Below are 24,823 nucleotides of genomic sequence, written 5' to 3'. Positions count from 1 at the left end.
TGCTCCGGCAGACATGACGCGCGACCCTACGGGTCGCAAGAAGTGTTGGTTGGAAGTGACTACGTCACTTCCAACCAACACCAACGCTACGCGATTGCCCACGGCACCGGACGTCTCCGGCTTGCCGGCCGCGTCGCTCGGGAACTGCGCTGGCAGTAGAAGGGGTTGGTGTCCCGGAGTCGCGCTCATCCCGGGGTCGACAAGCCGAGGCGCCGACCCGTGGGGCAAACCAACACCCCGCAACATCACGTGACTTGGAACCGTCATCGCCAACCATCATTGGAAACAGGCGACTTCATCACCGGGCCGGCCACTTCCAATATAGGTGCGCGCCACACCACGGACAAGGTCTGCATCAAAACCTGTTCCGGGTACGATTCGGGGAAATCCACGGACCCCACCCGAACACCGGACCCGGCCCGCTCCGCGGCCCCACCACCGCGCCCAACGGCCGAACCCGCACCGACCCGCAGGCGCATCGAACCGGCCCTCGCAGGCCACCACGAGGCCCGCCTCGGATATCACCAGGAGGCCCCGACAAGCAGCCTGGGCGCCCTCTGCGGCCCCCAACAACACAACCCGCCACAACCCACGAAGCGCCGGACAACGGATTTGGGCGGGCTGGTCGCCCATTTCGGTGTCGATGGCACTGTGTCGTTCGCGGTCGTTATTCGAGCCGAGGTCAGACACGGAATCCTCCACGTGCAGAGCGTGACTACAGCGATTGTTTCGGGCGTTCGGCGGATCGCCCACTCACTCGACGCGGAAGCCGCCGTGCTCGCATGCGTCCCCCAGGAACGCGACCCAGTCATCCCAGCGCTCGTAGAGCAGCCGCGCTGACCGCATTGCCGCCGGTGAAGCGACGGACAGGGCCAGCAACGCCACCGAGATCTCCGACGGCGTCACCGTCCAGCCGCCCTGCACGGAGAGCTTGGCCGTCGGGATGCCCAGCGGCGATTCGACGTCCTCGACGGCGTCGCCCGAAGAACCGACGACCATCCCCAGGTCGGCCATGGCCTGGCGCACGTAGATCATGTTCTCGCTGGCCATGCTGTACCAGCCGTCGTCTGTACGGCCGGCCGGGTCAACCATCAACAGGTCGTATCCCATGGCTTTTCCCCTTCGAGACGGTGGCCTCTGCCAGGGTTCCAGAATATCGAATCTATTGTTTTCTGACAATAGATTTCAACTCTCGCCGATCTCTCCAAGCCATCCACTGCGACGGGCATTTACTGTCGTCGGCATCGGAATTGGTCTATCGGACTTACATCCCTGTCGTGCTCGCGGACGACGTCCCAGTAGTCGTCGCTATCCACGTCGTCGACGGACTGGATCGAGTTGTGATCGGCGATCAGGTCGGCCACGATCCCCGGGATGTCGAACTCCTCGGCGTGAAGGCCGAGCGTGAGGGACACCTGGTATTCGAGGTACGCCTGTTTCGGGGGACTCATCTCGGGTCCTTTGCCGTTGAATCGGGGATGGATCGGAGCAGCGGCCCGGGGACGTTGGGGTACCCGAAATTCTCGGCTCTCCACGCCCCCGGGGTCGGTGCCTACGTTTGCGGCCCGGTTGCTTCGAGGTGTCGGCGACGGCGGTCACGTCGTCGCTGGTCGATTCCGTGCATGATCAGGGTCGCTTCGCGAAGCGCCCGGGATTCGGCAGGAAGTTGGCGGGCCCAGGTGTCGGCCACGACGAGGAGGTCGAAGCCGGCGGCGATGCCTCGTGTGTTGCGGTCCAGCGTGGCTGCGATCGCGCGGCGGACGTGGTCCCGGCGGGTGCCGTGGCGTGAGGAGCTGGGCGCGGATGTGGTCGGTGGGTTGCGGCCGTCGATGAGGGCTTGTGCCTCGGTTGTCAGGGCGCGTAGGCGTTCTACGGCCGGGGTGTCTTCCAGGTGTCGGATGGCGGCCACGCCGAGCTTCTGGATGGCAGCTTTCTGGGCGGTGTGGGCGAGCAGCCAGGCGTAGGTCTCGGCCCTTGGGGGTTGTCCCGAGGCGGCGCACCAGCGGTCCCATGCCGCGCTGTATCCCTCTGTGGGGCGGGCGTTGGTGTCGTGCCATGCCTGGAAGCGTTCGTCGGCGTTGCCGATCGAGCCGATCACCCGCTTGGCGAAGTCGGCGGCGGACAGGGTCGGGTCTGCTTCGGCCGCCTTGCGGTCCAGGGCCGCTTGGGCGCGGGCCACTGCGGGTGTGGTGACGTATTCGGCCTCCGCGTCCAGGACGGCGTCCCGGGCGAGGTCGGCCTCCGTGTGTGCGGTGTTCGCGTGCCGGCTTGCCAGTTCGGCCAGTTGCCGCGCGGTGCGTGCGTTCGCCGCGTCCGATCCCGGGTTGCGGGCGCGGGCGGCGGCGTCGCGGGCGCTTTCGGTGGCCTTGGCGGCGGTGTCGAGGTGTGCGCGGACGGTGGCCTTGGCTGCCGCTGCCCAGCGGGCCCGCTTCGGAGTCAGGCGCGCCAGGACCTCGGTGGCACGCGCCTGTGCCGCGGCGGCCTTGGTGGCGTGCTCGTCTGCCTGGGCCGCCCATGCGTTCGCGTCCAGGCCGCCGCTGGTGTCGCCGGCTGCCTCGCCGATGGGGTCCACCACGTGGGCGTTGGCCAACGTGGCCGTGATCGCGGTGTGGTTGACGGTCCGACTCGTCGGAGCGTCGTCGGCCCAGGCCTGGGACGCGTGAGCGTCGAAGCGGTTTCGTGGTCCGCTCCACACCGCGCGCATGCGTGCCTGTATCAGCGCGCCGTTGTGTGTGCGGCGTACGAGTGCCGACATGGTCAACGCCCACCAGCCGGCGCCCTCTTCGACCTTGGTGTTCCAGTGTCGGGCGGTTGCCGTGTTCGCGAGACGGGTCAGGGCGGTCGGTGGGCTGTGGGGACGCGAAGTGCTCATCGGGACTCCCCCTGCTCGGGTGTCGGACGAGGGTCTTCGGGGTGGCGCCGCGCACCGGGGCCGGTGAGGACGCTCATCACGGCGGCGATCACAGCGGCGGGGGTGGCGGCGGAGAAGCCCGCCGCCCACAGCCCGGGGTGGCCCGGGTATGCCAGGATTCCTGCTCGGAGCAGCCAGGTTCCGCGGTCGTCGGGCTCTTCGACGTCGCCGGAGTAGTGGTAGAGCTCGGCGGTGCGGTCGGGGGCACGGGCGGTGATGTCGTCGTTGTCGGCGTGGTCGAGTGTCCAGCCGGCCGCGTCGGTGAGTGCCCAGACGGTGTCGGGGTGCCCGGGGTCGGCAAGCCAGTCCGGCTCTTCGTGTCCTGGTGCGGCCAGTTCGGTTACGGCGGCGGCGACGAATTCGGGCGGGACGTGGGCGCCGCGCGGCTCCAAGGTGGTGTCGTTGAACCAGACGGTCCAGGCGCGTTTGCCGTAGGGGTAGCCGTCGATCATCCAGACGCCCCTGATCGGGTGGACGCCGCGGGGGCTGAGGTCGGTCGGGGTGTGGGGGTGCAGGACGGTCGGGAGAGTCTGCGGCAGGTATCCGACCCACACGCGCCCGGTGGTCGAACGTACGTGAACGTTGCCGTGTGCGTCGTGGGCCCAGTGCCATCCGGCCGGCGCGGTCGCTCGGCGCAGCACGCCGGCACTGCTCGTGCCGGCGCTGGCCATCCGGGCCGGGGTGATCAGGGTCTGCGCGGACCGGTCTTCGACGGTGGCTGCCGGCGGGGGGTTCGGTGGGATGGTCACGGTCCCTCCTTGGAGTGCGGGCGGCGGGGTAGTCGCCGCAGCGTGCGGAAGGGTTTTCGGTGTGGGTGGGGGTGCTGGTCGAGGCGGCTGGGCCTCTCGTCTGCGTACGAGAGGCCCAGCCGTGCCGCGCGGACGGGGCGGGGACTGTCCCGCGCGGCCTACGCCCGAACCGGCCGGGTTCCGGCTGCGGTTCGGGGGGCCGGCACCCGCCGTGGGGGGGGTGGGCGGGTGCCGGCGGTCGGTGTCCGCTCAGGCGTGGTCGGCGGCGACGGTGAAGGACTCGTGGCGGACGTGGTAGAGGGGCGGGCTGAGCGACTCGGCTATGGGGTGAAGCAGGTAGCGCGCCGGCTGCCCGCTGAGGACGTCCATGAAGCAGCGCGGGCAGGTGCAGTGGCCGGCGTAGATGCGGGCGCCGTGGCATTCCTCGACGGAGCCGTGGTAGGTGACAACCTGGCCGTCTTTGGGGAGGACGTGGCCGGCGGGACGCGATGCGTTGTCGGACATTGCGGGTTCCCTTTCGATGGAATTCCCGCCCTCGGGGCGGCGGTTCGATCGAGTGGATCGCGGCGGTGGAGTCCCCCCCTTCGGGGGTTTTCCACTGACCCCAGGATACGAAATCTCTTGCATGAAAACAAGAGATTAGAGAGACTGGAGTCAGGAGAAATCCACACCCGGGGAAGGGACTTCCACCGTGAGCGAGCAGCAGCGATTCACCGTCAACGACTTCGTCGTCCTGGCGTTCATCCACGACGGCACCCACAAGGCACCGTGGGCCGCCTCGTTCGCCGGGACGGTTCAGGCCGTTCTCGACGCGGAGGGCCTGGACAGGCGATACGTCGTCGTGTGGGCCGGCCAGGGCGAGAAGTACCTCCCCGCGGAGGAACTCGTGCCCGCCCACCACAGCCAGTGGCCCTCGCAGCTCAGCCTGTACTGCCCGCAGTGCGGCTACCAGACCTGGGCCGCCGTCCCCGGCTGGCCCCACCACGGCCCCGACGCGATCCTCACCCACGACGTCCACCACTGCGTCGGCCGCCCGAACACCCCCATCGTCGTCGTCCCCACGACCCGTCAGATGTGGAAGATCGACTACACCCACGACGGCCGTTCCCACCACTCCCGGGTCAGCTACAGCCCCCAGGCGGTGCGCGACGAGCTCGCCAGGATCGAGCGGCTCGAAGGAGCCGCGGTGGTGCGGGTGCGCGAGACTCTCCCGGCCCGGGCCGAGCGCCTGATCGACCCGGAAGACTTCAGGGCGCAGCGCTGACGCCGACGACGGCCGAGCCGCACGGGCCCGCCCGAACCGAGGCAGGCGCCGGTTGTGATCGAAGCCGGCACTCGCCCGCCGACGTCGTGCGTCGGCGGGCGAGTGTGCCGGGGACTCCCGGCCGGTATCGAGACGTCGCCGTGGTTCCCGGATTGCTCGATCGCCTACGCCCGCGATTGGTCGTCGAGCCTCGCCGAGGTTCAGGGTTTCGTTTCCGCACAGAGGTCGGCCAGGAACGCACGGGTCGAGAGCATCGCGCGGTAGCCGTCGGCCTGTTCACGGGTGGCCCCGGTGGCCGACAGGGGCCTGATCTTCAGGGGGCGTGCCCGGGACAGGTCGAGCGCCAGGCGCTGCGTGGTGGGGTCGAGGCCGACGTGGTACGAGTCGGGCGCCAGCCAGATCGTGTACCAGGATTCCGCGGGGGCTTTGGCACGGGGGCCGTGCGGGTCCACGGGGGCCCAGGCCACGCAGTGGCATTCGGGGTCGCCGCAGGGCTCCCTGACCGAGGCCCGTGGGGTGGCGCGGTGGCGTGTGAGCACGCCGGCCAGCATCGGGCACCCTTGGGTCGAATAGTGCGCGCAGACCGGGTGCATGCCGGGCTCGGAGATCCACCCGTGGACGAAGTCGCGGGGGCGGGCGAGCGCGACGATGCGATCGTCCAAGGGACGCCAGCAGGTTTGGCACAGGCCGCGGGACAGGGCGTGGTGAACGCGGTCGTGGTCGGTCATGCCGAGGATGGCGGTGCCGTCCCGGTGCCGGAGACTGATGGCGGGCACCACCAGGCCGGCCCGGGTCCTGGGTAGGTCGGCGAGTGCGAGCGGCACGGGCGGGGGGCTGAATCCCATGATCCTTGTCCTTTCGCGCTGTAAACCGGACGACGGGAAGCTGTAGCTGCTCCCGGCACCGACGTCGACTGCCCCTGGCCGAAAGCCGTTGTCCCCGGGCGAGCGGCCCGGGAACGAGCTGGGGAACGCGGATGCCGAGGCGTGTGTGAGCTGGTCGACTCGTCCGGGCGTGGCGATGTGGTGCTCCGGGCCGGGTCCGGATTCAGTCGGAGGCGATGTCTTCAAGGGACACAAGCAGCGCCCGAAGGGCGTCTTGGGTCATCGGCATCATGGCGCCTTCGTCGTCCGGCCCTCCGGTCACGACGACGGGGCCGCAGATGTTGTCGCCGGCGTACCCGTGGCGTGCGGCCACCAGCATCGCGGGGATGTTGACCCGGTCGGTGTGGTTGTACGGGTGGTCCTCGTCGAACCACATGTCCAAGCGGGTCGTGAGTGCCCGGCAGGCCACGCGCTCGCATCGGATTACGGCCCGGTAGACGGGGAGGCGATCCTTCTTCCCCAGGGCCAGTTCGATGACGTCCCCATCCTCGGTGAGGAGTAGCGCGTTCGTCTCCGGCATGGCGATCTCCGTTCGATGGGCCGTCGTGGCATGGCACGGGTTCGTCGGTCCGGGGGGCTCGTGCGGCGGGGCGGCGCGCACCGTGTCGATGCGTCGCTTCCTGTTCCGGAGCGCGCAGCGCGGTGACGGTGGGCCGCGCCGCGCCCGCCGGCGTGACGTGCCGGCGGGCGCGGGGCGCCTGCTCAGGCGGGCAGCAGGGATCGGTCCATGACGTTGCCGAGAACGGTGAGGGTGTCCGTGTGCAGGCTGTGGAGGCCCTCGCCGACGGCGCGGAGCATGTTGCGTTCGGGCCGGCTGGCACCGCGTACGGTCTTGTGGTGGTGCTCGTAGGTGTTGGTGGCTTGGGCGACCCCGAAGGCGGTGCCCCGCCACGGCGAGACGCGGGGGTCGCGGGACCACAGTTCGCGGAGGGTGTCCTGCTTGCGCTCGGCGTTCGTCCGGGCGCGTCCCTTCTCGGCGGGGATGGGCGCGTGGGCCTTGAGGAACTCGTTCCACTGGTATTCGCTCACGTGGACCGCGCACAGCCGGGCGACCTCTTGCGAGAAGTCATCGGCGGTCGCGTAGACGATGTCCAACGCGGTACGAAGGCGGTCGATGACCGGGAACGCGTCGGGGTCGCCACGGTGCGGGAACTTGACCGTCTGCCCCGCCTCGTTCAGCGCCGTGCTCATCGTGTTGTCGCAGACGATCGCGGTCACGTGGCGCTTGTACGTGGAGGACAGGTCTCCGTTGAAAGCCGTGGCCGCCATGAGGTTCGGGCGGAAGTCGACGCCCTCCTTGGTGCCGATGGTCTCGGCCAGTTCCAGGGACACCCAGGCAACGGCTCCGTTGCGCAGCAGGCCGGCGGATCCGATGGCCAGGTCCGACGTGTCCAGGAGCCGGCCCACCCGGTTGATCAGCCACTCGGTGTAGGGGTGCGGCTGCCAGGAGTCGCAGAAGATGCCGAGCGTGTGGCCGGTGTCGCTGCGCAGCATGGCCTTCTTGTGGGGGACGGCTTCGCGCTGGCCGGTGACGGGGTTGTCGACGTACACGCGGCTGGGGACGGCCTCCCAGTGGAACAGGCGCCGGCAGACGTCGTCGACGGGGATGGCGCCGGGGTAGTGGTTGGGGGTGTCGCCCTGCCGGCTGGCCCGGTAGTGCCACGCGTTGCCGCGCTTGTCCGTGAAGCCGATCAGGGTGTTGCGGTTCAACGAGTCGAGAGTTTCCTTGGACACGGCGATTTCCCTTCTCTGGCGAACGAGGAAACGCTGTGGGGTGAAGTGGTTCTCTCTCCCACTGGTTCAATAATAAGGCTTCTATTACGTTGACGCAATAGATTATGAATTGACCATCGGGGGAGCCTGCCGCCCGCGCCGAGGCGGGCGGCAGGCAACGCTCACGAGCGGTTCAGGGGAACTCCAACCGGATCCAGGCGCGGAACTGCGTCGAGCAGGTCCCGCACCTCGGATGCCGACTTGCCGTAGGCCGTGAACTCCGCGCCGGACAAGACCTGTTCCCGCTCGGTGTCCTCCACCGGGTCCGGACCGTGCCTCTCGGCCTCGGTGGCGAATCCCGCGTCGTGCAGAATTTCCGTCAAGGCAGCCGCGGTCCGCTCGTCCGCGGAGCATTCGATGATGCGCAGGTGGACGTAGTACTCGTCTTCGTCGCTCATGTCGATGCCTCTCCGATCAATCTTGGTGGTGGGTCCTACGTGTCGCGCAGATCGCGGATCGCGTAGTTGAGCCGGCCGTCGCCGGCCATCGGCTTCGCGGACATCCCGGTGACGCTCCCGAACCATTCGGCGGGCGTGCCGGCGGCTTCCGGGGCGTCGGCGTGGTCGGGGGCGCGGTTGAGCCACAGCCACAACCGGCCCGACAGGTAATGGAGTCGCCCCTCGGCATCTTCGACGTAGAAATCCGAATCGCCGGCGAACCCATAGGCGTCCACGTAGTTCCACACGCAGACGACCCGGATCCCGAATGCCTCGTTCACACGGCCCAGGACGGCGTTGACTCGGTCGTCGTCGTAGCCGTCGAACATGGATCCGCGGACGTCGGCCAACGTTTTCGACCCTGCGGCGTGTCCGATGGGAGCGGCGTCGGCGGTGCCAACTTCGGATCGGCTCACCGCTCCTTCGGGTCGGTGACCTGGCAGTCGTCCGCCGTATCGGTCGGCTCGGGCTCCGATGCGAGAGGGAGCAGGCCGCGACGTGGCACGCCGGTCGACGTGCCGTCGGTCGTGGCCTCGGGAGGGAACGTCCAAGAGCACCGTGTCTCCGACGTCGACTCGCAGGGGCACGGTGCCGTCCGGTCGCACGATCGCGGGGTCCACGGAGTCGAGGTGTATCGAGACGCGCAGCGTGCCCGTGCGGTGATCGAGGTAGGTGAACGTCAGGGCGCCGGCCGTCTCGGCGCACGGGAGGGTGCCGTCTTCGTCGGTCTGGGGGTGGAAGCGCGCGCCGCAGTTGAACGCCTCGCACTCCTCCGCGCTGGGGAACCGGTGTTGGGGCTGTTCGTCGCCCATGGTCTTCCCTTTCCGGTGATGGTGTCCGCCGGTTCGGTGTGCCTCCGGGACCGTCGGCCGGGTCCCGCGTCGGGGTGTGGTCCAGCCGAACGGTGCGCGCTGTCCGAGTGGGCGTGGGCATCCGTCTCGTGTCCCTGCCGGGGCGGGACAGTTGGTCTACTCGGGTCGTGCTGCCGGGCGGTACCGTTCGATCAGGTCGCCGAGCCAGGTGGGCCAAGTGGCCGGGTCGTCGACGTCGGCGGGCGCTACGTACAGGTCGCCGTCGGACGTCGCGAAGCGGATTGTGGTGAGTTCGCGGCCGTTGAACGTCAACGTCACGAGGGTGACGTCGAGGGTCTCGCCGTCCGGGGCGGGGATCTCCGGGGCACCGACGATGTGCAGCGCGACCTTGTATTGCTCGCTCTCGATGTGCGTGGTGATCATGGCTCCCCTTGCCTGGTTGGTGGCGTGGGGGTGGCGTTCGGTTCGCGTGGCACCGGGACGTCGTGCCCGGCCGGGGCTCTCCCCCGGGGCGCCGGCGGTCGTCGCCTGGCAGGTCGGCGGCCTGGGGGTGGTGAACAGGGCGGCCGGGCCGTTGCGCAAGGTGTCGGTGTACTCGAAGGTCTCGACCATGAGCGCGGCCATGCCCGCGGGCCCCCAGTGGCCGGCTTCCTCGAAGATCACGGCGGTCTGCGAGCCGGCGTCGTCCCAGGCGAACCGTTCCCACACGGCGAAGCCCTGGTCGTGGGCCGAGACGCGCATGGGCCCGTACGTCAGGAGCAGGGCGTTCGGGTCCTCGTCGTCGGGCCTCCTCGCCATGGTGCCCCGCGGGGCACGCGGCAGGAGCATCGCCGTTGCGCGTTCGAGTACCAGCGGCGGCTCCGCGCAAGGGGTGCGGTCGAGGTCGTAGGTGCGCAGCGCCGCGTGCGCCAGGCGCAGCACGGCGGCGGTGTCGCCGTCGTGGCCGTGGTCGGCGAACCCGTCCACAAGGGCCGACATCACGCGCGTGCCGCCGATGCGGTGAAGGGTGAGCACGGCCCCGCAGAGGGGACGGTTGAACACCGCCACCAAGGGCTCGGGCAGTTCGACAGGGCCGGTGTCGAGGTCCAGGGTGCCGGCCGGGATGGTGACGGTCGCGCCCTGGGCGTCGAGGCCGACCGATGCGGCGAAGTCTGCGGCCAACCGGAGGTCGGCAGCGGCCTGTTCGTCGATCATGTGTACTCCTTCAGGCGTGTTCGGTGGGATCGCTGTCGGAAGAGGGCCACAGGGGCACGGCCGCTCCGGGGATCGCACCTGAGCGGGTACGCCACGAGCGACGCCGTCTGCTGCTTTCAGTCGCGCAAGGCAGCGTCGATGGCGGCGTACCAGTCGTCGTCGGAGGCGAAGATGCGTCCGCACGTATCGGTGCACCTGACCTGCCCCGGGCGCAGTTCGGGGTCGCCGAGGTCTTCGCGGTAGCCCTGCGCGGAACCGTGGGTGCAGACGCCGGCGCGCCGGAGTTCGGCCATGCGATCGCCAACGGCGGTCATGGCCGCCATTTCGAGGTCCACATCGCGCCGTTGCTCACGGATGGCGTCAAGCTCGTCGGCGGAGGTCTCGTCGAAGTAGATCAAGATGCGCCTCCCGGAGAGGAACCCTTGGAGGTTCCAGGATACTCAATCTATTGTTTTGCAACAAGAGATTTGGCAGACTGGTCGAGTCCGCGCCTCCACTCCTGAGAGGGACTGCCATGCCGGCAAACGAAGTCGAGTCCGCACCGACCCCCGATTCGTCGGTGCTCGACTGGCGCACAAGGAAGATCGTGGTTGGGGCCGTCGTCCTGTTCCCGCGCCGCTGGGGCAAGGCCGGGCACTCGACCGAAATGGTCGAGGGCAGAGTTCTCGGGTTCAGCCCCAAGGGCAACGTCCGTGTCCGGGTCCTGCGTACGTCCCGGCCCGCGCTTCACGGGCGCGTCAAGGAGGTCTGCGCCGCGCCCGTGCACAGCATCTCCGTGATCTCGTAACACGCACTTCGAGGGGTGAACCGGACACGGTTCACCCCTCGAACTCTCTGCCTCCGGGCCGGCGTCGCCCCCGGCCAGCGCGGCGCCGAGGAACGGCGTCGAGGCGGCTGGGCTCAGGGCGTCGGGGGACGCTCGAACACCGCCACCGGGGGCTCCCGCAGCTCGATGGGTCCGGTGTCGAGCTCCACGGCACCGGCCGGGATCGTGACGGTGGCGCCCTGGGCGTCGAGGCCGAGCGAGGCAGCGAAGCCGACGACCAACCGGCCGTTGGCAACCGTCTTTTCGTCGATCATGTGGCCTCCGTAGGTTGTCGGCCGGGCGGCGGTCCGGTCTCTGCGGCGGAACGGGCCGCCGAGCGGGCAGCGGCGCTGCCCGCTCGGCGGTCTGGGGGGCTCGGTTACGCGGTCGCGCACAGCGCTTGGCTCGGCTCGGGGAGCCGACGCCGGCGCTCTCGGCGAGCGTCCGTCAGCAGGTCGAGGACGCGCCGTCCCTTGGTCTCCGCCTGCGTCCGCAGCGCCGCCGGCAACTCGGCCGGGAGCAGCACGGTCTTGTCACGCAGGTCGATGTGGAGGACGACGCGACGGACCATGGCGCCCATCCCCTGCCTGCGGACGAACAGGCGTATCCGTGCCTCGACGCGATGGTCGATCGGGTTGAGCGTCACGTACTCGTTGCGCCACGAGTACACCTCGATGCCGGGGCTGACGCGCACCTGCGCGGGAGCCGTGGCGTCGCCGGCAACCAGGCGGGTCAGGAGCGGCGAACTCGGGTCGGGTTCCGGGTGGGTCGGGTACCGGTGGAGCGGGTACCAACCGCGCCCGTAGACCACGCCGAGCTCGTCGATCACGTAGCGCCAATCGCCGAGGTCCAGCTCTATCCCGTACATGTCGAACTCGTCCTCAGGCGCGATATAGGGGGTGTGCACGCATTCCTCCTCGGAATTCGGTGGTGGCCCTCGTCGCCGCTCCGGGCCGAGGGCTCGGCCCGGAGCAGCGGGCGGGGTTGTCCCTCTCGATCGGTGGCGTCGGGGGTACGGCGAGGGGCCGCTCGACAGCTGGCCGCTTGGCGCGCCTCCCCGGGGAATCCCTCGAAGACACCAGGATAGCAAAATCTCTTGTATTATAACAAGGGATTTGGATTCTGGATCGCGGGGATCTCGACACCTCCCTGCCCGGGAGTCCGGCGCCGGCTGGGTCGCGGGGGGCGACCCCTCGCAGTCGACATCCACTTCGCGAATGGCTTTCCTCGATACAAGGGTTTCTGGGAAGCTCTCCCCTACAACGAGAGGACGCACGATGGAAACCCCGAACGCGCCGCGGGAAGTCGAACGCCTGACTTTCACCGAGATCGCCGAGCGCATCGCCGAGCGTGGATACACGCCGATCTCGAAACAGCGCGTCGCGCAGCTGGCACACGACAGTCCCGACTGGCCGGTCCCGCAGGAGGAGTGGAAGAGAGTGGGCAAGGCCGTCCAGATCCCTTGGGACAAACGCCTCGATGCCTACTTCGCCACGCGCGACACCAAACCCGGCCCCAGGGGCCGGCGTTCGGGTTCGACGGGCCCGCGTGACCCGGACCGCGTGCCCGACGCCGAGGTGGCCGAGGCTCTGGGCATCCCCATCGAGACCGTGCCGCGGTTGCACCCCCGCCCCCGCTCGAAAAAGTGGCACCGCGCCGACCTCGAGGAGATCCGCCGGAACCCGCCGCCCTGGGTAGGCAACGCGGCCGCAGCCCGGGCCGAGGCCGAGCGACTCGATGCCCAGTCGCAACGCCGGCGCGCCGCTCTGCAGCGCTCCCAGGGAACACCCGACTCGTAAAGACTCGGGGCCCGCCGCCGCGGAAGAAGTCGCGTTCGCGGGCGGATCCGGGAACAGGACGGATGGGACAGGGGCGTCGTCGACAGTCGAGCGGCGCGGGCTCGCCTCCGGGCGGGCCTGCGCCGGCTTGCCGTCCGAACGCGCGGGTTCAGTCCGACGGCGCGGGATCCGACGGGAGGCTCCGCCCGGTGCGGATGAGTCGGTCCCAGGTTTCGGCAAGGCGTCGATAGGCCCCCTCTTGGGTGTGGGTCAGGACCACGACGGTCAGTGCCGGGCTTTCGGGCAGCACCTCGGCGAGGGTGGCGGTGTCGGCGTCTCGCAGGGTGAGGACCGCGAGGACTCGGGCAAGGGCGTCCACCATGGCCGCCTCGGTGGTCTCCCATTGGGCTGCCGCAATCGCGAGTTCCTCGCGCACGTCCGGGTCGCCAGTGCCGTCCAGAGCGGCGCGCAGGTCCCGCAAGGCTGCGTCGAGGACTGCGACGTCGGCCTCGTCGAGAGGTACCGCGTACACGGGTTCGTGCTCGGAGCGCCCGTCCGGGCCCAGGATTCGATATCCCGTGTCCTCGACGTTCGGATACAGCACGCGGGCGGGGATGCACGCGAGGACCCTGTCGAAGGCGTCGGATGCCGCGCAGTCGCCGAACGGAGCAGGCAACGGCTCGTCCTGGTCGTCGTCCTCGGCGGGCTCGGGGTCCTGGCACAGGCCGTTCAGCAGGCGATCCTCGACGTGGCCCAGGAGCCGCGCGAGGGTTGCGTTCTCGGGGAGCAGGATCGGCACGGTCATCGTCGTCTCCACGGCGTCGATCGGTGTCGCGGCGAGCGCGGCCGGACGCTGGCCGGCGGCCGTCGCGTTTCCCGGGTCCGGCCGCGTTCACGGCCGTTGGGGTCGGGGTGGGGTGTCGCGGTGGTGGGCCGCGACACCCCACCGGGGGGCGTCAGTCGAGCGGTTTGGGTTCCAGCCGATACGCGCTCGCCGACCGCCCGCAGCGCCCGTCCGGGAGTCAGGTGAAGGTGGCGGTGAACACCTGGACCAGCAAATCGGCCAGCCGTTCGGGACTCCAGAAGCACGGCGCCCCGCGGGGGATCAATATCTCGGTGATCGAGTCACCGAGTTCGTCCTCGTCGTCGAGGAGCCTGTAGACGCTGAACTCTCCCGGCGTGATCGAGATGAAATGCAGGTGCTCCTCGTCACGCACGTACGGGTATCGCTCCGCCGGTGCGGCGTCCATGGTGAACGTGCCCGTCGTTCGTTCGCCGAGCAACTCGGCGGCGATGGGAAGGGTCTGTTCGGCGACGGCTGCGGGGTGGGCGTCGACGGGGGTGGGCGCGTAGGTCCGCAGTGCGGCGTACAGGACGGTGGCTTGGGCGAGAGGATCGTCGGAGCATTGGGTGCGGGCCTCGAGGATGTCTCGTCCGTCTCGCCGAAGGACGAGCTCTCCGTCCCGGGTGTATGCCGTGAGGGTTTCGGGGAGCGTGATCCTGCCGGTGGGCAGGTCGATCGGTCCCGCCGGGAAGGTCGCGTTCGGGCCCTCGAGGAGCGCGCCGGCCGCTGCGAGGAGTCGGGGCAGGTTCGTCGGCGGGGACCAGGTGAGGTCGGCTCGGAATGCCGCGTCGAGGGCGGTGACGGCGCGGTCGAGTTCCCACAGCGCCTGCGTGTGCTCCCGGTTCGCGCGGCTCAGGGTCGAGGCGCTGGTCTCGTACGTGTGCGGCGGGTTGCCGCGCCCGGCGTGGATGCAGTCGGCCCAGTACCGGAGGACGTCGGCGTGCCCGTCCACCGCCGCGAGCAGCATGCGCGCGGCGTGGTCGGCCGCGTTGGCCGCGTTGCGCGTCAGCGTCACGAGTTCGCCGGTCGCACCGCGGACGTGGCGGAAGTGGTCGGCGAGTTCCTGGGGGGTGGCTCCGAACCGCTTCAGGATGGTTTGCGTGCCGGGGGTGGGGGTGGGGGTGGTGTCGGTCATCGCGTGGCTCCCGGTGGTCGTGGGGTCGATGCGTGGGCGCGCGGGGCCGGTTGCCCGGCTCCGCGCCGTCGGGTCACTCGCGCGGGCGAGCGTGGGGGTTCCGTCCGGGCCCCTCGGGCCGACACGCCTTCGGCCCGAGGGGAGTGCGCGGATCAGTCGCGTAGGGAGGCGTTGAAGGTTTCGACGACGGATGCGACAGCTTGGGTGGGCGACGTCGCCTCGGCGACATCGCTGTACGGCCAGGTGTCGACTTCGATCCCGGCCATCTCGGTGTAGTCGGCGTCGATCGTGTCGTCGCCTTCGATCACCACGAGGGGGTGGAAGTCGCAGTTGTCGTTCTCGACGCCGATGACCCTCCAGAGGCGGGTGGGGGACTCGGGCTGGTCAGCGGCCTGGACGATGGCCATGGCCTCGTGTGCGTCGACGGCCCAGACCTCGACGACCATGGGGGTGAATCCGTCGTCGGGGATGTGGAGTTCGGGGCCGTCCGCTTCGCCCTCGACGGCGCCGATCGCCACCACGATGCCGTCGGGGCAACGCAGGGCGAACACGGTGTACTTGAGGTAGTAGGCGCGGGTGTCCCGACGGTCGACGCGCACCGGCCCTCGGTCGTCCTGTAGAAAGTCGATCTCCCCTCGGCTGGGCTCGCGGCGCCAGGACCTGCCGACGTGGCCGGCGAACGCGGCCGGCAGGTCGACGGGGCGGGTCGGCAGGCCGTTCGCCTCCAGGTAGGCGCGCCGGCGGTCGACGTCGTCCTTGTATCCGTTGGCGAGCGCGTCGAAGAAGTGGGCGACCAATTCACCGGCGGCCTGCGGGCCGAACTCCACCTTCCACAGCGAACGTCCCGGGTCGAGATCTGCGGTGATCCGCCACAGCACGCCTTCGCTGTCGGAGCGGTCGCAGGTCGACAGGTACGTCACCGACACCTTGCCGTTGGGCGACGTGGCGACGAGTTCGTCGGCGGTGTCGGTGGTGATGGGCCAGCCGAGTATGCCGAGGAGGTTTTCGGGGGTCTGTTCGCCGGCGCCGGCCGGGTGTACCGGGACGGGGATGTGCGGGAGGCGTTGGCGGGTCATGGTGATCTCCAGGGTGAGAGGGGGCGATGGGTTGCGTCGTGCCGGACCGTGGGGCCCGGCTCGATCGTTGGTCGCCGATCGAGCCGTTGCCGCGTCGGGATGTTCAGTCGTCGCCCGCGTGGGTGGCGTCGAACGCGTCCGTGGCGATCTGTACGGCGCGTGCGGGGCAGGTCGCGGTGACGACGTCGCAGTGCAGGTCGTAGGAGGCGTGGCCGTGGAACTGGAGGACCGTCGGCCCGATGTCGTTGGACATGACGGCCTCGGCGCGGAATCCGCCGGCGGCGGAGTGGATTCCGATGACCCTCCACGGGCGCTCGGGTCCGGTGACGGGTTCCGTTCCGGCGACCAGGCGCAGGGCCTGCCGGGGGTTGCATGCCCACGTAGGCGTGGCGAACGCGATCGTGTCGTCGTCGAATTCGCCGTGGTGGACGTCGAGCGTCTCGCCCTCGGCCGCGCTGAGCGCCCGTTTGGTGCCGTCGGCCTCGACCATCCCGAACACGGTGAAGCGGCGGTAGACACCCGTGGTGTTGTCGGTGAGCACGCGTGCCTGCGGGTGGTGGAACTGGTTGAGCGTGAGCCCGATGTGGGGCGGCCGGGGAAGGGTGACGTACGGGTCCGGCCCCGGGTCGATGGGGTCGGTCGGCAGGTCGTATTCCTCCAGGTATTCGAGGGACCGGCCGATTCCCCCGCGCCACTTGTTCGCCACGGCGTCGACGACGTAGGACAGCAATTCGGTGGGGACCATCCGGCCGAACGAGATCGTCCACAACCGGCGTCCCGGGTCGAGGTCGGAGGTGATCCTCCACAGCGTGTCGCCATCACCGTCGGGGTCGCCGTCCGGGAGGGAACACAGGGTCAGGAGGCCATCGGGTGACGTGCTGCGGAATCCGGTCGTCTCCGTCCCCTCTACGTCCGTCCAGCCGGTGAGGAGGTTCCAGACACGGTCGTGCAGCTCCCAGCCCTGTCCGGCACGGCCCAGCGGTACCGGGATGTCGTCCGGGTCCTCGAACGGGATGTCGTCGATCGGGTTGTGGTAGTTCACGGACGTTTCTCCTCGTCTCGGCCGGAACAGCCGATGTCGGTTGCGGGTCCGATGTCCCGGGCCGGTCTGCCGGCCCGGGACACCTTTCGTGCGCTGGGGAGTCGTCGGCGAGGGGGGTCAGTCCATGACGCCGAGGTCCCCCGTGCGCAGACGGCGGGCAACCTCCCCGGCCTTCACTTCGCCGGGCCAGTGCCCCTGTCCAACCGGCTCGCAGTGCAGCGACGAAGTCCAGGACCAGCCCTCGCCGAACGGGTTGGTGAGGATGACTTCACCCCCTTCGGGCAGACCCAGGGCCTGCGGGTCGACGCGCGCGGCCCAACAGTTCCCGCCGGTGGGGATCACCTCGGCGTCCAGTCCCACGCCGCGCAGCGCCGTGACCATCACCTCGGCGAGTTCCTTCTCGGACCTCGGTTCCTCGTCCGTGGCGTCGGACTTGCACGAGGTCAGGAAACCGGCCATGGACACGGCGAGACGGCGCAGCAGTTCCGGCGGCGGGTTGTCGCCGACCTTGACTCGCGTGTCGCCGTCCGCGCGGAGCATGTCGTCGGCGGCTTCGTAGACGAGCACGGTCCAGGTGGCCCACAGACCGTCGGGGGCCGGCGCGTGCTCGGCGACCCGTACGAAGATCTCGCCGTCCGCCATGCGCGCGGTCCCGCCGAGCGTTGTCTCGACGGTTTCGAAGGAGAGTTCGATGCCGGTGTGGGTCAGAACGAGGTGGGGCCTGTTGACCTCGACGAACGCGGGTTCGAGGGATGTGGTGGGGGTCATGACGTACCTCCGTTGCAGGGGTGCCGGGGGCTGGGTGGCGCGGGGGTCGGTTCGGCCCCGGAACGGGTCGGGGCCGAACCGGTGGCGGTCAGCGGCGGCGGGGCTGTCGGCCCTCTGTGGTCGCGGTCAGCCAGTGGGCGATCTCGTCGACGAAGCGCGACCAGCCGGAGAGGCTGCCTCCGCTGTGGATCCAGGGAGCGTCGGTGTCCTTGTCCGTGTCGGTCATCCCGACCGCGCGCCACCTGTGGACGTCGGCGGGGGACTCCGGCAGGGCTCCGGTCTCCGTGCCGTCGGTGCCGACGTAGACCGTGCGGGAGCCGTTCTCCACCCGCAGGAGACGTCCGACCCCCTCGTGGTGCTGCTCCAGTCGGATGACGAAGCCGAGGTTCCGGAAGGACGTGATGACCTGCGTGTACGGAGCGGGGGTCAGGGTGAGGCCCCAGCGTGCGCGGCTGTCCGAGGGCATGATTCGCATGGAGACGGAAAGGTGCGTCAGGTCGTCCGGCGAGCTCATCGTGGCTTCGCCGATGCCGAGGGCGTCGAATGTCCACCCGGCGGCTTCGAGGGTCTCGAACACCTCAGCCATGCGATTCGGACGCGTGACGTCGTCGACGGACGTCAAGGCGATCTCGTGCTGGCGATCCCTCCGGATCCACTTCATGTCGACGTCGCCCAGCAGGTTGACGAACTTCTCCGCCGCCGCATCGAGGTCATCGGAGAGGCGGAAGGAGCGCGGGACGGTGCGAGCAGACATGGTGATCTCCCTTGATCGGGTCGATGCGACGCGGGGCACGGCGGTGACGGTGCGGCGCGGGAGGATTCGACGTCTCGGAACGCGCGGTCCTGCGGGTTCGGCGTCGGACGGAGCCCCGCTTGGCGGGGTTTTGGTTCGCGGATGCGTGGGGCGAAATCCCTTGGGAGCCAAGGGATTTCCACTGACCCCAGAATACTTAATCTCTTGTTTTTACACAAGGGATTGAATCGGTTTCGTCGGTACTCGTTCGCCCGTTACGCTCGCCTGCGGTCCGCAGGAGCCGGCTCGCGCCGCCGGCTCCTGCGCGTCCCGGACGGCCTACCGCAGGCTGCTCTGGCCGAGGTGGGGATAGAACGGCTTCGGTGGCGTATCACGCATGAGATCGAGCGGATACGTGGACGGGTAGGGGTCGTCCGGCTGCCACCCGTCCGTCCACGACACCACCGCACGGTCGCGGAAGCGCATCGTGATGACCCCCTCGCGCCCCCGGGACGAGTAGATACGGGTGTGTTCCACCAGATGCGGGAACGGGGCCGGCCCCTCGTCCATGACCTCGGCGGACATGCCTTCACCGGGGTGTTCTGCCAACAGGATTGCCGCCTGCTGTTCGGCGATGGCGCGCTCGGCAACGTTGGCCGTGTACTGGGGCGTTGAACAACGCTGGGTGCAGATCAGGTGCCCGACGTAACCCACGTAGAAGCGCGGGAAACGTCGGTCCCAGTCGTCGACCGTGGTCGCGCACTCCAGACGAGTATCGCGTCCCATCCTGTCCCAGTGGTAGACGGTCGTGGCCCTGTTCTCCTCCGCCCACTGGGCGATGAGAGCGCGAGCGTGAGCGCGGTCGGTCGCCTCGTGATACTCCGCCGAGTCCGCGACCGCTTCGTGTGCGCCGGGCAGGATGCGCCACGGGCCCGACCCGGGCGGCTCCTGCACGGTGAACGAGATCAGCTGTAGCGCCCTACGCGGGACGACGATCCAGATTCCCGGACGGTGCGAAGTCCACCGCTGATCGTCGTTGGCGGCCGGCGGAGTGGGGAGAGTCTTTCCCGTCATGGCGAACGCTCCTGTGATGTGTGCCGCGGGGAAGGCAGCGGCTCGGCGTGGGCGATGCGATGCGTCATGGGCGCGCCGGAGGACGGGTCCGGCGTCGGTGCACGGTTCCGACGCCGGACCGGTTCGGCAACGTCGTTCGGGCGACACGGCCAGGAGCACGCTCCCTGTCGCCGCGCCGGACCGGATGCCTACCGCAGACGGCTCTGGCCGAAGTGGGGATGGAACGGCGCGGGCTGCGTGGTGCGCATGAGGTCCAGCGGATAGCCCGACGGGTAGCTGTCACCCCTTTGCGGACCGTCCAGCCACGACACGACCGCAGAGTCTCGGTGGCGAATCGTGATGACCCCCGCGCGTCCCGCCACCGAGTAGAAACGGGTGCCCTCGGCCAGGTTCGGGGATGGGGCGCGTCCCATGTCCTTGACCTCGACCCACATCCGGTCGTGCCGGTGGCTCTGGCCCAGGATGATCGCCGCCTGCTGTTCGGCGATTGCCCGTTCGGCCACCGGGCGCGTGGTCAGCACGATCGAGCGGCCGAAACCGGTCGTCTGGTGGCGCACGTAGAAGCGGGGGAAGCAACGGTCCCAGTCGTCGACCGTGGTCGCGCACTCCAACCGACGGATACCGTCCTGCGCGTCCCAGTGGTAGACGGTCGTGGCCCTGCTTTCCTCGACCCATCGGGCGATGAGCGCGCGGACGTCCGCGCGGTCGGTCGCCTCGTAATACTCGGCCGAATCCTCGATCGTGGCGTGTGCTCCGTGAAGGACGCGCCACCGGTCCGAGCCGGTGGGCGCCGGCTCGGTCACCGTGCATACGACCGGCCGCAACGCCCCGACCGGGACGACGAGCCAGGCCCCGGGGCCGCGCGGGATCCAATTGTCGTCGTTGTCGGCCGGCGGGATGGAAAGCTTCTCCGTCATGAGGAACGCTCCTGTGGAGTGCACCGCGCGGACGCGGCGGATTCGGGCGATGAGGGGTTCGAGGACCCGCGAAGGGTGACCGGGGTTGCGGTCCGGGGCGCGGTCGGGAGCGGTGAGGCTCCCGACCGCGCGGCGCCGGACGCCGTGTCGCTAGAGGCTCTGTCCGGGCAGTGCGGCATGGATCGCGTAGGCGATGTCCTGCCGTGAGGGGATGCGGGGCAACTCCACCCGGACACGCCTGCCCTGTGCGTCGGTCCTGGTGATGGGCCGGCCGTCGATGGTGATGCGCCACCAGCCGTGGCAGTCGTCCCACGAGTGGACGCGCCCGTTGTAGAACTGCCTCGTCACGCGCACCACGTGTTCCGCGTCGTCCGCGCCCTGGATGCCGTACTCGACCCACCAGCCGTTTTCCGGCTGGAGCGTGGGGAGGAACCCGTATTCCTCGTACCGCGCTCCCAGGAGACGACGGCCGCGCGCGTGGAGGGCCCGCGCGATCTCCAGCGCCACTTGGTGCGTGCCGAGCATTGCTCCGGTCGCGCGCGGGAATCCCGAGCATGCGCGCGTCATCGGGGGATGCACGATCGCATCGGCGGACACCTGCCGTGCCGGCGTGTCCGAAGGGTTGTCATCGGCCGACGCATCCGCCGGAGGGTTCTCCGGGTCCGTGTCCGGCGACTCGTCAGCCGGCGTGGGCGGGCTGTCCGGGACGGCCAGGAAAGCCCCGGTCGGCTGCCACATGGGGCCGTCGTCGAAACCGTCCGACCACCAGACTCGCACAAAGGTTTCCGGCTGGTACCGCCCTCCGTGCGCGGACGTGACCTGCCCTTCGAGAACGACACCCACCCGTTCGTCACCGGTCACCAACCCTCCGGTGTCCTTGATGACCTTGTCTCCGACAGCGAAGACGTGCGCCTCGCGCTCACGTGCCACGTCGCACGGGTCGACGACCCTGACGTCACGGGCGAAGCACGGGAGGCGGCCCCAATCGCCGTCCCACAGAACGGTCAGAACGTCCCCGTCGCGGCCGGTCCGATCGCAGGCCACGACCGTGCCCCGCTGGACGATATTCCGGGACCCCATGCCTTCGGTCATTTCGGGATGGTCGATGCGACGCTCGACCCGCGTGCCCTCCGTTGCCTGCGCAGCCTTCATCACGGACCTGTACAACGCGTCGCCGTACACGCTCCATTCGCTGGCGAAGTCGTAGCCGGCGCCGGCCGCGACGTCCCGCACGAAATCGGCCGGCACGTCCGCCCCGGTCACGACGGGCGAAGAGCGGTAGAGCGCGCCGTACAGTTCGGTTTCCCGCGTCACGGTGCCGTGCCCGCAACCGCAGTCCAGGGTCACGGAGCCTTTCGCGTCCCGCGCGTCGACCTTGACCCACGCTGCGGTGTGGTCGCAGTCCACCGGCGTGGGTCGCTTCGGGAAGGTCCAGTCGCGGCCGGCCACGAAGTCGCGTACGACAGCGGCGCGTTCCGCGTGCGCGGCGGCAAGCGCGTTGCCCTCACGCCAAGTCGACGCGACTCCCACGAACGCACCGTCTACGTGCGTCACGGACCATTCGTCGCGCTTCCAGTCGGTTTCCACGTTGTAGTCATCCGGCGTACTGCCGGCACCGAGCACGGGCAGTCGACCCTGCGCGTGACGAACGGCGAGCGCCTGGCCTTCGATCATGTCTCCCGTGCGAGCGATCACAGCGGCTTCGCTACCCCATGAGCCCTTGCCCGCGTGGATCACGAGCCGGTTGTCGGGAGCACCCGAGAGCACCGAAACTTCGTAGGGGAATTCCTCCTGCGCGATGGTCACCGTGACCAAGATCGTGTTGTTGTCGCGACGCGTCGACGTCACGGCTGCGACGGTGCGCAGGTACTCCCACGCGGCAATCTCGCGCGTCCCGCCGGACGCCACGCGCGGGTCGTCCTCGCTCGGGTCCCATGCCTGCCAGATACCGCCCCGGACCGACTCGACCCGGAACACCCGGGCACCCTTGGGGTAGACACCCATGACCGGACGCGCGTCCTTCTTCGGACGCTCGTACACGTCGAACGTGACGCACTCGACACCGGTCCGAACGCCCTCGAACAAATACCGCTCGCGCGGGAACGACGGGCACACGTGCGGATCACTGGCAGTCGGTTGCGCCGGAATCAGGCACTCGACCGTTTCCGGCGCCCGGTCCGGGAACGGCGGGGCGAACAGCCCCAGCTGTTCCGCGTCGTTCGCGTTGCCCTTGCTGACAACCTCGCATCCCTCGATGCGGTGCGAGTGCCTGTTCATGGGGACCGTGAACACGCGCGCGACCGGACGGCCGTTCTTGTGCTGGACCACTACGGCGGAGTCACGCCCGTACGCCTGCACGTCCTCGCACCAGACCTGACCGGTGTACCGGTCCCCCTCGTGGATCCACTCCACGTGATCCCCCGGAGCGAACGGGGCAATCTCGTACAGCTTCTTGCTCGTGGGGATCCTGCGTCGTTTGGCGCCCCGGCGCGGCATGCTCACGTATCCCGGAAGCTTCACGGGCGTGCGCGCGACAATCGCTGCGCGCGCCTTGCGCAGCATCGCGGTGTGTTCGGCGAACCATTCGGAGATCACGATCTCGGCGGAGTCACGGTCGGTTGCGGTCCGGAAGTCGTCACCGGAACGGATGACCGACCGACGGCCGAACATGATCCGGAACCCGTGGTCATCGGAGACGTCGACCGTGAACACCGATCGCGAACCCTGGATCCCCACGATCCAGCGCGGTTCGCCGCTGCCGGCCGCCTCCCAAGTCTGCGTGTTCGACTCGATCATCGCGGTGTGTGCCATGATGAAACCCGCTCTCCCGCTGTCTGTAGCAGCGCTAGGGCAGAGGAAGCCGGCTTTAGCGGGCCGGCCCCTCCGAGGCACCGACGTTCACGCGTCGGTGCCTCACTGGTTTTCGGGGTGCTGGTCGCCCGTCGGTTCGGTCCCGGGAACATCACGGGACCGAACCGACGGAACGACGCGACGCCTATCGGGTGCCGGACGAGAAGTACTCGTGCACCAAGCGCCGTACCTGATGCAATCCGCCGCTCTCGGGCCGGCTGTCGATCTCGTGCCGGATCATGCGTTGCAGGGTGTAGAGCGCGCGGTCCCGGATCCGGTCCGGCGCGATCTCGAAGTACTCCAGCAGGCACAAGTAGCCGTAGGTCGTGGCCAATTGCCCGGGGGTCATCTCGCGCAGGGTCCAACGGGTGTGGTGCGTGTCGTACGGCCCGTCGTCGAGGCTCGTGTAGGTGAAGCGCTCGCACAGGGGAAGCAGGTGATCCAGTGCCGCTTCGGCGGTAGGCGTCATCGGCTTTTCGATCGTGATGGTCGCGACCATGGGGGTTGCTCCTTTGCCGTCTGTAGCGACGTAGGGGAAACCGGCGTTAGCGCACCGGCTGTTCAATGCGATCCAGGGGCGCCGGTCCGGCTCCGGAGTCGTCACGGAGCCGGACCGGCACGCGGTCAGCGACGCGTCGGGAACGGGTACACCCGTACCGGGCGCAAATCCCCGTACAGCGCGTGCAACAAGCGCTGATGCCCCAGTGTGGTGGGGGAGTACTCGACGTCCGGGATGATCACACGGTCGCGATCCTCGTGGTCACGCTCGGGCAGAACCCACGCGATCGGGGTCTTGTAGCTCATGACCGCGTAGAAAACTTCGTCCCGCTGCTTGCGGATCAAGGTGCACCATTCCTCGGGAAGCCGGCCCAACGTGTCCGGCATGCCGAGGATCGCGCGGAAGCTTCCGCCCGTCTTGAACGGCTCCCGTGCGGCAAGCGCCATGGTCACACGCTCGCTGTGGGTCGGGAACGTGGGAACGCGCTTGACGTCGGTGTCAACCGTCCGGATGCGCGTTCCGCGCGGAATCGCCAGAGTCATTGTCGACTCGCTCTCTCGCTGTCTGTAGCAGCGCTAGGGCCGAGAACCGGGCGTTAGCGCGCCCGATTCTTCAAAAGGTTTCGGTGTTAGCGCACCGCCACCTTTAATACCGGCAAGTTCCGCCGGCCATACCAATGCGGATCGGAATTCGAATCCCTTGCCCGCTGTTCCTTCTTGGTATGTATCCATCTTACGAGAGAATCCCGGAATTGCACCCGTCGAATCCGACGGAATATCAGTGAATTCATCTTCGAATTTCAGGAAAACGATACCATGGGACGAGGCATTGCAAACCGCAAGGCATATTTGATCATCGAAATGGTGAATGCATTTCCCGTCGCGTCGATGCCCCTGCGTCCCTACGCCCGCCATCGGCCGGCGGTAGGCGTGCGCCGGCGGATCCTCCAATCCCGAGAGCTCCACCGATTGGCCGAGTCTCACCAGCTTGACCCGAATCGATCACGACCCGCGATGATCACGAACCGAAGCGATCTTGAACCCAAACGATCATGGTCGAAGTCGATCACGGGGGCGTGATCATGGAGTTACCGAAGCCGGGGGGTGGGCCAGCGAGAGTGTCGGGTCTGTCCACAGGGCGAGGAACAGCGGAAGCGGAAAGCAATCGCAGAGATCGGCAAGGTCCGGGTCAACGATGAGTCGGGCTCGCGTGGGCGGGTGGATTGGGGTTGTTTCTTTGAAACCCCATACCAGTCTGCGCCATTTCAGGTGGCATAAA

Annotated in this window: 29 protein-coding genes; 3 read left to right on the top strand and 26 right to left on the bottom strand. The window is 68.9% G+C overall.

Going from position 1 to position 24,823, the window contains the following annotated elements; translation table 11 throughout:
* Positions 1-753: 753 nt before the first annotated feature.
* The 5 genes from OG928_RS48835 to OG928_RS48815 all read right to left on the bottom strand — a co-directional run bounded on the left by OG928_RS48835 (position 754) and on the right by OG928_RS48815 (position 4,164).
* Positions 754-1,110, bottom strand: a complete 357-nt coding sequence (locus OG928_RS48835) for a hypothetical protein (RefSeq protein ID WP_331738841.1) — start codon at positions 1,108-1,110, stop codon at positions 754-756.
* A 119-nt stretch (positions 1,111-1,229) separates the two neighbouring features.
* Entirely contained in the window at positions 1,230-1,451 is a 222-nt protein-coding gene (locus tag OG928_RS48830) for a hypothetical protein (RefSeq protein ID WP_331738838.1), read from the bottom strand.
* Between the two features lie 101 nt (positions 1,452-1,552).
* On the bottom strand, positions 1,553-2,872 hold the full coding sequence (locus OG928_RS48825) for a hypothetical protein (protein WP_331738835.1): 1,320 nt from the start codon (positions 2,870-2,872) through the stop codon (positions 1,553-1,555).
* The gene (locus tag OG928_RS48820; RefSeq protein WP_331738832.1) at positions 2,869-3,660 is read right to left on the bottom strand and encodes a DUF317 domain-containing protein; all 792 of its coding nucleotides are present in this window, start codon (positions 3,658-3,660) and stop codon (positions 2,869-2,871) included. Before OG928_RS48820 ends, OG928_RS48825 begins: the two co-directional genes overlap by 4 nt.
* Positions 3,661-3,909: 249 nt before the next feature.
* Positions 3,910-4,164 (bottom strand): hypothetical protein, encoded by a 255-nt coding sequence (locus OG928_RS48815; protein WP_331738829.1) that lies wholly within the window; start codon positions 4,162-4,164, stop codon positions 3,910-3,912.
* Positions 4,165-4,351: 187 nt separating this feature from the next.
* Here OG928_RS48815 and OG928_RS48810 point away from each other — a divergent pair, with 187 nt between their 5' ends.
* Positions 4,352-4,924 (top strand): hypothetical protein, encoded by a 573-nt coding sequence (locus tag OG928_RS48810; protein ID WP_331738826.1) that lies wholly within the window; start codon positions 4,352-4,354, stop codon positions 4,922-4,924.
* A gap of 200 nt (positions 4,925-5,124) precedes the next feature.
* Here OG928_RS48810 and OG928_RS48805 read toward each other — a convergent pair whose 3' ends face one another.
* From OG928_RS48805 to OG928_RS48775, 7 genes are all read right to left on the bottom strand, one after another.
* Positions 5,125-5,769 (bottom strand): hypothetical protein, encoded by a 645-nt coding sequence (locus tag OG928_RS48805; RefSeq protein ID WP_331738823.1) that lies wholly within the window; start codon positions 5,767-5,769, stop codon positions 5,125-5,127.
* Between the two features lie 202 nt (positions 5,770-5,971).
* On the bottom strand, positions 5,972-6,328 hold the full coding sequence (locus OG928_RS48800; protein WP_331738820.1) for a DUF3846 domain-containing protein: 357 nt from the start codon (positions 6,326-6,328) through the stop codon (positions 5,972-5,974).
* Between the two features lie 182 nt (positions 6,329-6,510).
* Positions 6,511-7,542, bottom strand: coding sequence for a DUF932 domain-containing protein (locus OG928_RS48795; RefSeq protein WP_331738817.1), 1,032 nt, complete (start codon positions 7,540-7,542; stop codon positions 6,511-6,513).
* Positions 7,543-7,703: 161 nt separating this feature from the next.
* Entirely contained in the window at positions 7,704-7,979 is a 276-nt protein-coding gene (locus tag OG928_RS48790) for a hypothetical protein (protein ID WP_331738814.1), read from the bottom strand.
* A 35-nt stretch (positions 7,980-8,014) separates the two neighbouring features.
* Positions 8,015-8,830, bottom strand: coding sequence for a hypothetical protein (locus tag OG928_RS48785; RefSeq protein WP_331738811.1), 816 nt, complete (start codon positions 8,828-8,830; stop codon positions 8,015-8,017).
* Between the two features lie 156 nt (positions 8,831-8,986).
* On the bottom strand, positions 8,987-10,024 hold the full coding sequence (locus OG928_RS48780) for a hypothetical protein (protein WP_331738808.1): 1,038 nt from the start codon (positions 10,022-10,024) through the stop codon (positions 8,987-8,989).
* A 116-nt stretch (positions 10,025-10,140) separates the two neighbouring features.
* Positions 10,141-10,422: a hypothetical protein gene (locus tag OG928_RS48775; protein WP_331738805.1), complete on the bottom strand. Its 282-nt coding sequence runs from the start codon at positions 10,420-10,422 to the stop codon at positions 10,141-10,143.
* 116 nt (positions 10,423-10,538) lie between these two features.
* Between OG928_RS48775 and OG928_RS48770 the strand changes: the two genes are divergently transcribed.
* Positions 10,539-10,811 (top strand): hypothetical protein, encoded by a 273-nt coding sequence (locus tag OG928_RS48770; RefSeq protein ID WP_406292300.1) that lies wholly within the window; start codon positions 10,539-10,541, stop codon positions 10,809-10,811.
* Positions 10,812-10,924: 113 nt separating this feature from the next.
* Here the strand turns inward: OG928_RS48770 and OG928_RS48765 are convergent, their stop codons facing one another.
* Entirely contained in the window at positions 10,925-11,104 is a 180-nt protein-coding gene (locus OG928_RS48765; RefSeq protein WP_331738802.1) for a hypothetical protein, read from the bottom strand.
* A 104-nt stretch (positions 11,105-11,208) separates the two neighbouring features.
* Entirely contained in the window at positions 11,209-11,736 is a 528-nt protein-coding gene (locus tag OG928_RS48760) for a hypothetical protein (protein ID WP_331738799.1), read from the bottom strand.
* A 370-nt stretch (positions 11,737-12,106) separates the two neighbouring features.
* Here OG928_RS48760 and OG928_RS48755 point away from each other — a divergent pair, with 370 nt between their 5' ends.
* On the top strand, positions 12,107-12,628 hold the full coding sequence (locus tag OG928_RS48755; protein ID WP_331738796.1) for a hypothetical protein: 522 nt from the start codon (positions 12,107-12,109) through the stop codon (positions 12,626-12,628).
* A gap of 148 nt (positions 12,629-12,776) precedes the next feature.
* Here OG928_RS48755 and OG928_RS48750 read toward each other — a convergent pair whose 3' ends face one another.
* The 12 genes from OG928_RS48750 to OG928_RS48695 form a co-directional block, all read right to left on the bottom strand.
* Positions 12,777-13,412 (bottom strand): hypothetical protein, encoded by a 636-nt coding sequence (locus tag OG928_RS48750; protein ID WP_331738793.1) that lies wholly within the window; start codon positions 13,410-13,412, stop codon positions 12,777-12,779.
* 217 nt (positions 13,413-13,629) lie between these two features.
* Positions 13,630-14,586: a hypothetical protein gene (locus tag OG928_RS48745; protein ID WP_331738790.1), complete on the bottom strand. Its 957-nt coding sequence runs from the start codon at positions 14,584-14,586 to the stop codon at positions 13,630-13,632.
* Positions 14,587-14,738: 152 nt separating this feature from the next.
* A complete protein-coding gene (locus OG928_RS48740) occupies positions 14,739-15,662 on the bottom strand; it encodes a DUF317 domain-containing protein (protein WP_331738787.1) in 924 nt (307 codons plus the stop codon).
* 103 nt (positions 15,663-15,765) lie between these two features.
* The gene (locus tag OG928_RS48735) at positions 15,766-16,704 is read right to left on the bottom strand and encodes a DUF317 domain-containing protein (protein WP_331738784.1); all 939 of its coding nucleotides are present in this window, start codon (positions 16,702-16,704) and stop codon (positions 15,766-15,768) included.
* Positions 16,705-16,821: 117 nt separating this feature from the next.
* Complete coding sequence (locus OG928_RS48730; protein ID WP_331738781.1) at positions 16,822-17,472, bottom strand: hypothetical protein; 651 nt, start codon at positions 17,470-17,472, stop codon at positions 16,822-16,824.
* A gap of 88 nt (positions 17,473-17,560) precedes the next feature.
* A complete protein-coding gene (locus tag OG928_RS48725) occupies positions 17,561-18,226 on the bottom strand; it encodes a hypothetical protein (RefSeq protein ID WP_331738778.1) in 666 nt (221 codons plus the stop codon).
* Positions 18,227-18,544: 318 nt separating this feature from the next.
* Positions 18,545-19,279, bottom strand: a complete 735-nt coding sequence (locus OG928_RS48720) for a hypothetical protein (protein WP_331738775.1) — start codon at positions 19,277-19,279, stop codon at positions 18,545-18,547.
* Positions 19,280-19,467: 188 nt separating this feature from the next.
* On the bottom strand, positions 19,468-20,196 hold the full coding sequence (locus OG928_RS48715) for a hypothetical protein (protein WP_331738772.1): 729 nt from the start codon (positions 20,194-20,196) through the stop codon (positions 19,468-19,470).
* 150 nt (positions 20,197-20,346) lie between these two features.
* On the bottom strand, positions 20,347-23,007 hold the full coding sequence (locus OG928_RS48710; RefSeq protein ID WP_331738769.1) for a hypothetical protein: 2,661 nt from the start codon (positions 23,005-23,007) through the stop codon (positions 20,347-20,349).
* Between the two features lie 184 nt (positions 23,008-23,191).
* Positions 23,192-23,545: a hypothetical protein gene (locus tag OG928_RS48705; RefSeq protein WP_331738767.1), complete on the bottom strand. Its 354-nt coding sequence runs from the start codon at positions 23,543-23,545 to the stop codon at positions 23,192-23,194.
* Between the two features lie 125 nt (positions 23,546-23,670).
* A complete protein-coding gene (locus OG928_RS48700) occupies positions 23,671-23,991 on the bottom strand; it encodes a hypothetical protein (RefSeq protein ID WP_406292296.1) in 321 nt (106 codons plus the stop codon).
* A gap of 129 nt (positions 23,992-24,120) precedes the next feature.
* On the bottom strand, positions 24,121-24,528 hold the full coding sequence (locus tag OG928_RS48695; protein ID WP_406292294.1) for a hypothetical protein: 408 nt from the start codon (positions 24,526-24,528) through the stop codon (positions 24,121-24,123).
* Positions 24,529-24,823: the final 295 nt, after the last annotated feature.

The organism is Embleya sp. NBC_00896, assembly GCF_045207785.1.
Taxonomy (GTDB): Bacteria; Actinomycetota; Actinomycetes; order Streptomycetales; family Streptomycetaceae; genus Embleya.
This window is presented reverse-complemented; position numbering and strand designations above follow the sequence as displayed.

Coding starts and splice junctions, on each gene's coding strand:
- OG928_RS48725 (WP_331738778.1), bottom strand. CDS start 18,226: ATGTCTGCTCGCACCGTCCCGCGCTCCTTCCGCCTCTCCGATGACCTC.
- OG928_RS48825 (WP_331738835.1), bottom strand. CDS start 2,872: ATGAGCACTTCGCGTCCCCACAGCCCACCGACCGCCCTGACCCGTCTC.
- OG928_RS48705 (WP_331738767.1), bottom strand. CDS start 23,545: ATGGTCGCGACCATCACGATCGAAAAGCCGATGACGCCTACCGCCGAA.
- OG928_RS48790 (WP_331738814.1), bottom strand. CDS start 7,979: ATGAGCGACGAAGACGAGTACTACGTCCACCTGCGCATCATCGAATGC.
- OG928_RS48830 (WP_331738838.1), bottom strand. CDS start 1,451: ATGAGTCCCCCGAAACAGGCGTACCTCGAATACCAGGTGTCCCTCACG.
- OG928_RS48805 (WP_331738823.1), bottom strand. CDS start 5,769: ATGGGATTCAGCCCCCCGCCCGTGCCGCTCGCACTCGCCGACCTACCC.
- OG928_RS48770 (WP_406292300.1), top strand. CDS start 10,539: ATGCCGGCAAACGAAGTCGAGTCCGCACCGACCCCCGATTCGTCGGTG.
- OG928_RS48715 (WP_331738772.1), bottom strand. CDS start 20,196: ATGACGGAGAAGCTTTCCATCCCGCCGGCCGACAACGACGACAATTGG.
- OG928_RS48800 (WP_331738820.1), bottom strand. CDS start 6,328: ATGCCGGAGACGAACGCGCTACTCCTCACCGAGGATGGGGACGTCATC.
- OG928_RS48780 (WP_331738808.1), bottom strand. CDS start 10,024: ATGATCGACGAACAGGCCGCTGCCGACCTCCGGTTGGCCGCAGACTTC.
- OG928_RS48750 (WP_331738793.1), bottom strand. CDS start 13,412: ATGACCGTGCCGATCCTGCTCCCCGAGAACGCAACCCTCGCGCGGCTC.
- OG928_RS48745 (WP_331738790.1), bottom strand. CDS start 14,586: ATGACCGACACCACCCCCACCCCCACCCCCGGCACGCAAACCATCCTG.
- OG928_RS48755 (WP_331738796.1), top strand. CDS start 12,107: ATGGAAACCCCGAACGCGCCGCGGGAAGTCGAACGCCTGACTTTCACC.
- OG928_RS48710 (WP_331738769.1), bottom strand. CDS start 23,007: ATGGCACACACCGCGATGATCGAGTCGAACACGCAGACTTGGGAGGCG.
- OG928_RS48740 (WP_331738787.1), bottom strand. CDS start 15,662: ATGACCCGCCAACGCCTCCCGCACATCCCCGTCCCGGTACACCCGGCC.
- OG928_RS48765 (WP_331738802.1), bottom strand. CDS start 11,104: ATGATCGACGAAAAGACGGTTGCCAACGGCCGGTTGGTCGTCGGCTTC.
- OG928_RS48730 (WP_331738781.1), bottom strand. CDS start 17,472: ATGACCCCCACCACATCCCTCGAACCCGCGTTCGTCGAGGTCAACAGG.
- OG928_RS48720 (WP_331738775.1), bottom strand. CDS start 19,279: ATGACGGGAAAGACTCTCCCCACTCCGCCGGCCGCCAACGACGATCAG.
- OG928_RS48815 (WP_331738829.1), bottom strand. CDS start 4,164: ATGTCCGACAACGCATCGCGTCCCGCCGGCCACGTCCTCCCCAAAGAC.
- OG928_RS48785 (WP_331738811.1), bottom strand. CDS start 8,830: ATGGGCGACGAACAGCCCCAACACCGGTTCCCCAGCGCGGAGGAGTGC.
- OG928_RS48835 (WP_331738841.1), bottom strand. CDS start 1,110: ATGGGATACGACCTGTTGATGGTTGACCCGGCCGGCCGTACAGACGAC.
- OG928_RS48700 (WP_406292296.1), bottom strand. CDS start 23,991: ATGGCGCTTGCCGCACGGGAGCCGTTCAAGACGGGCGGAAGCTTCCGC.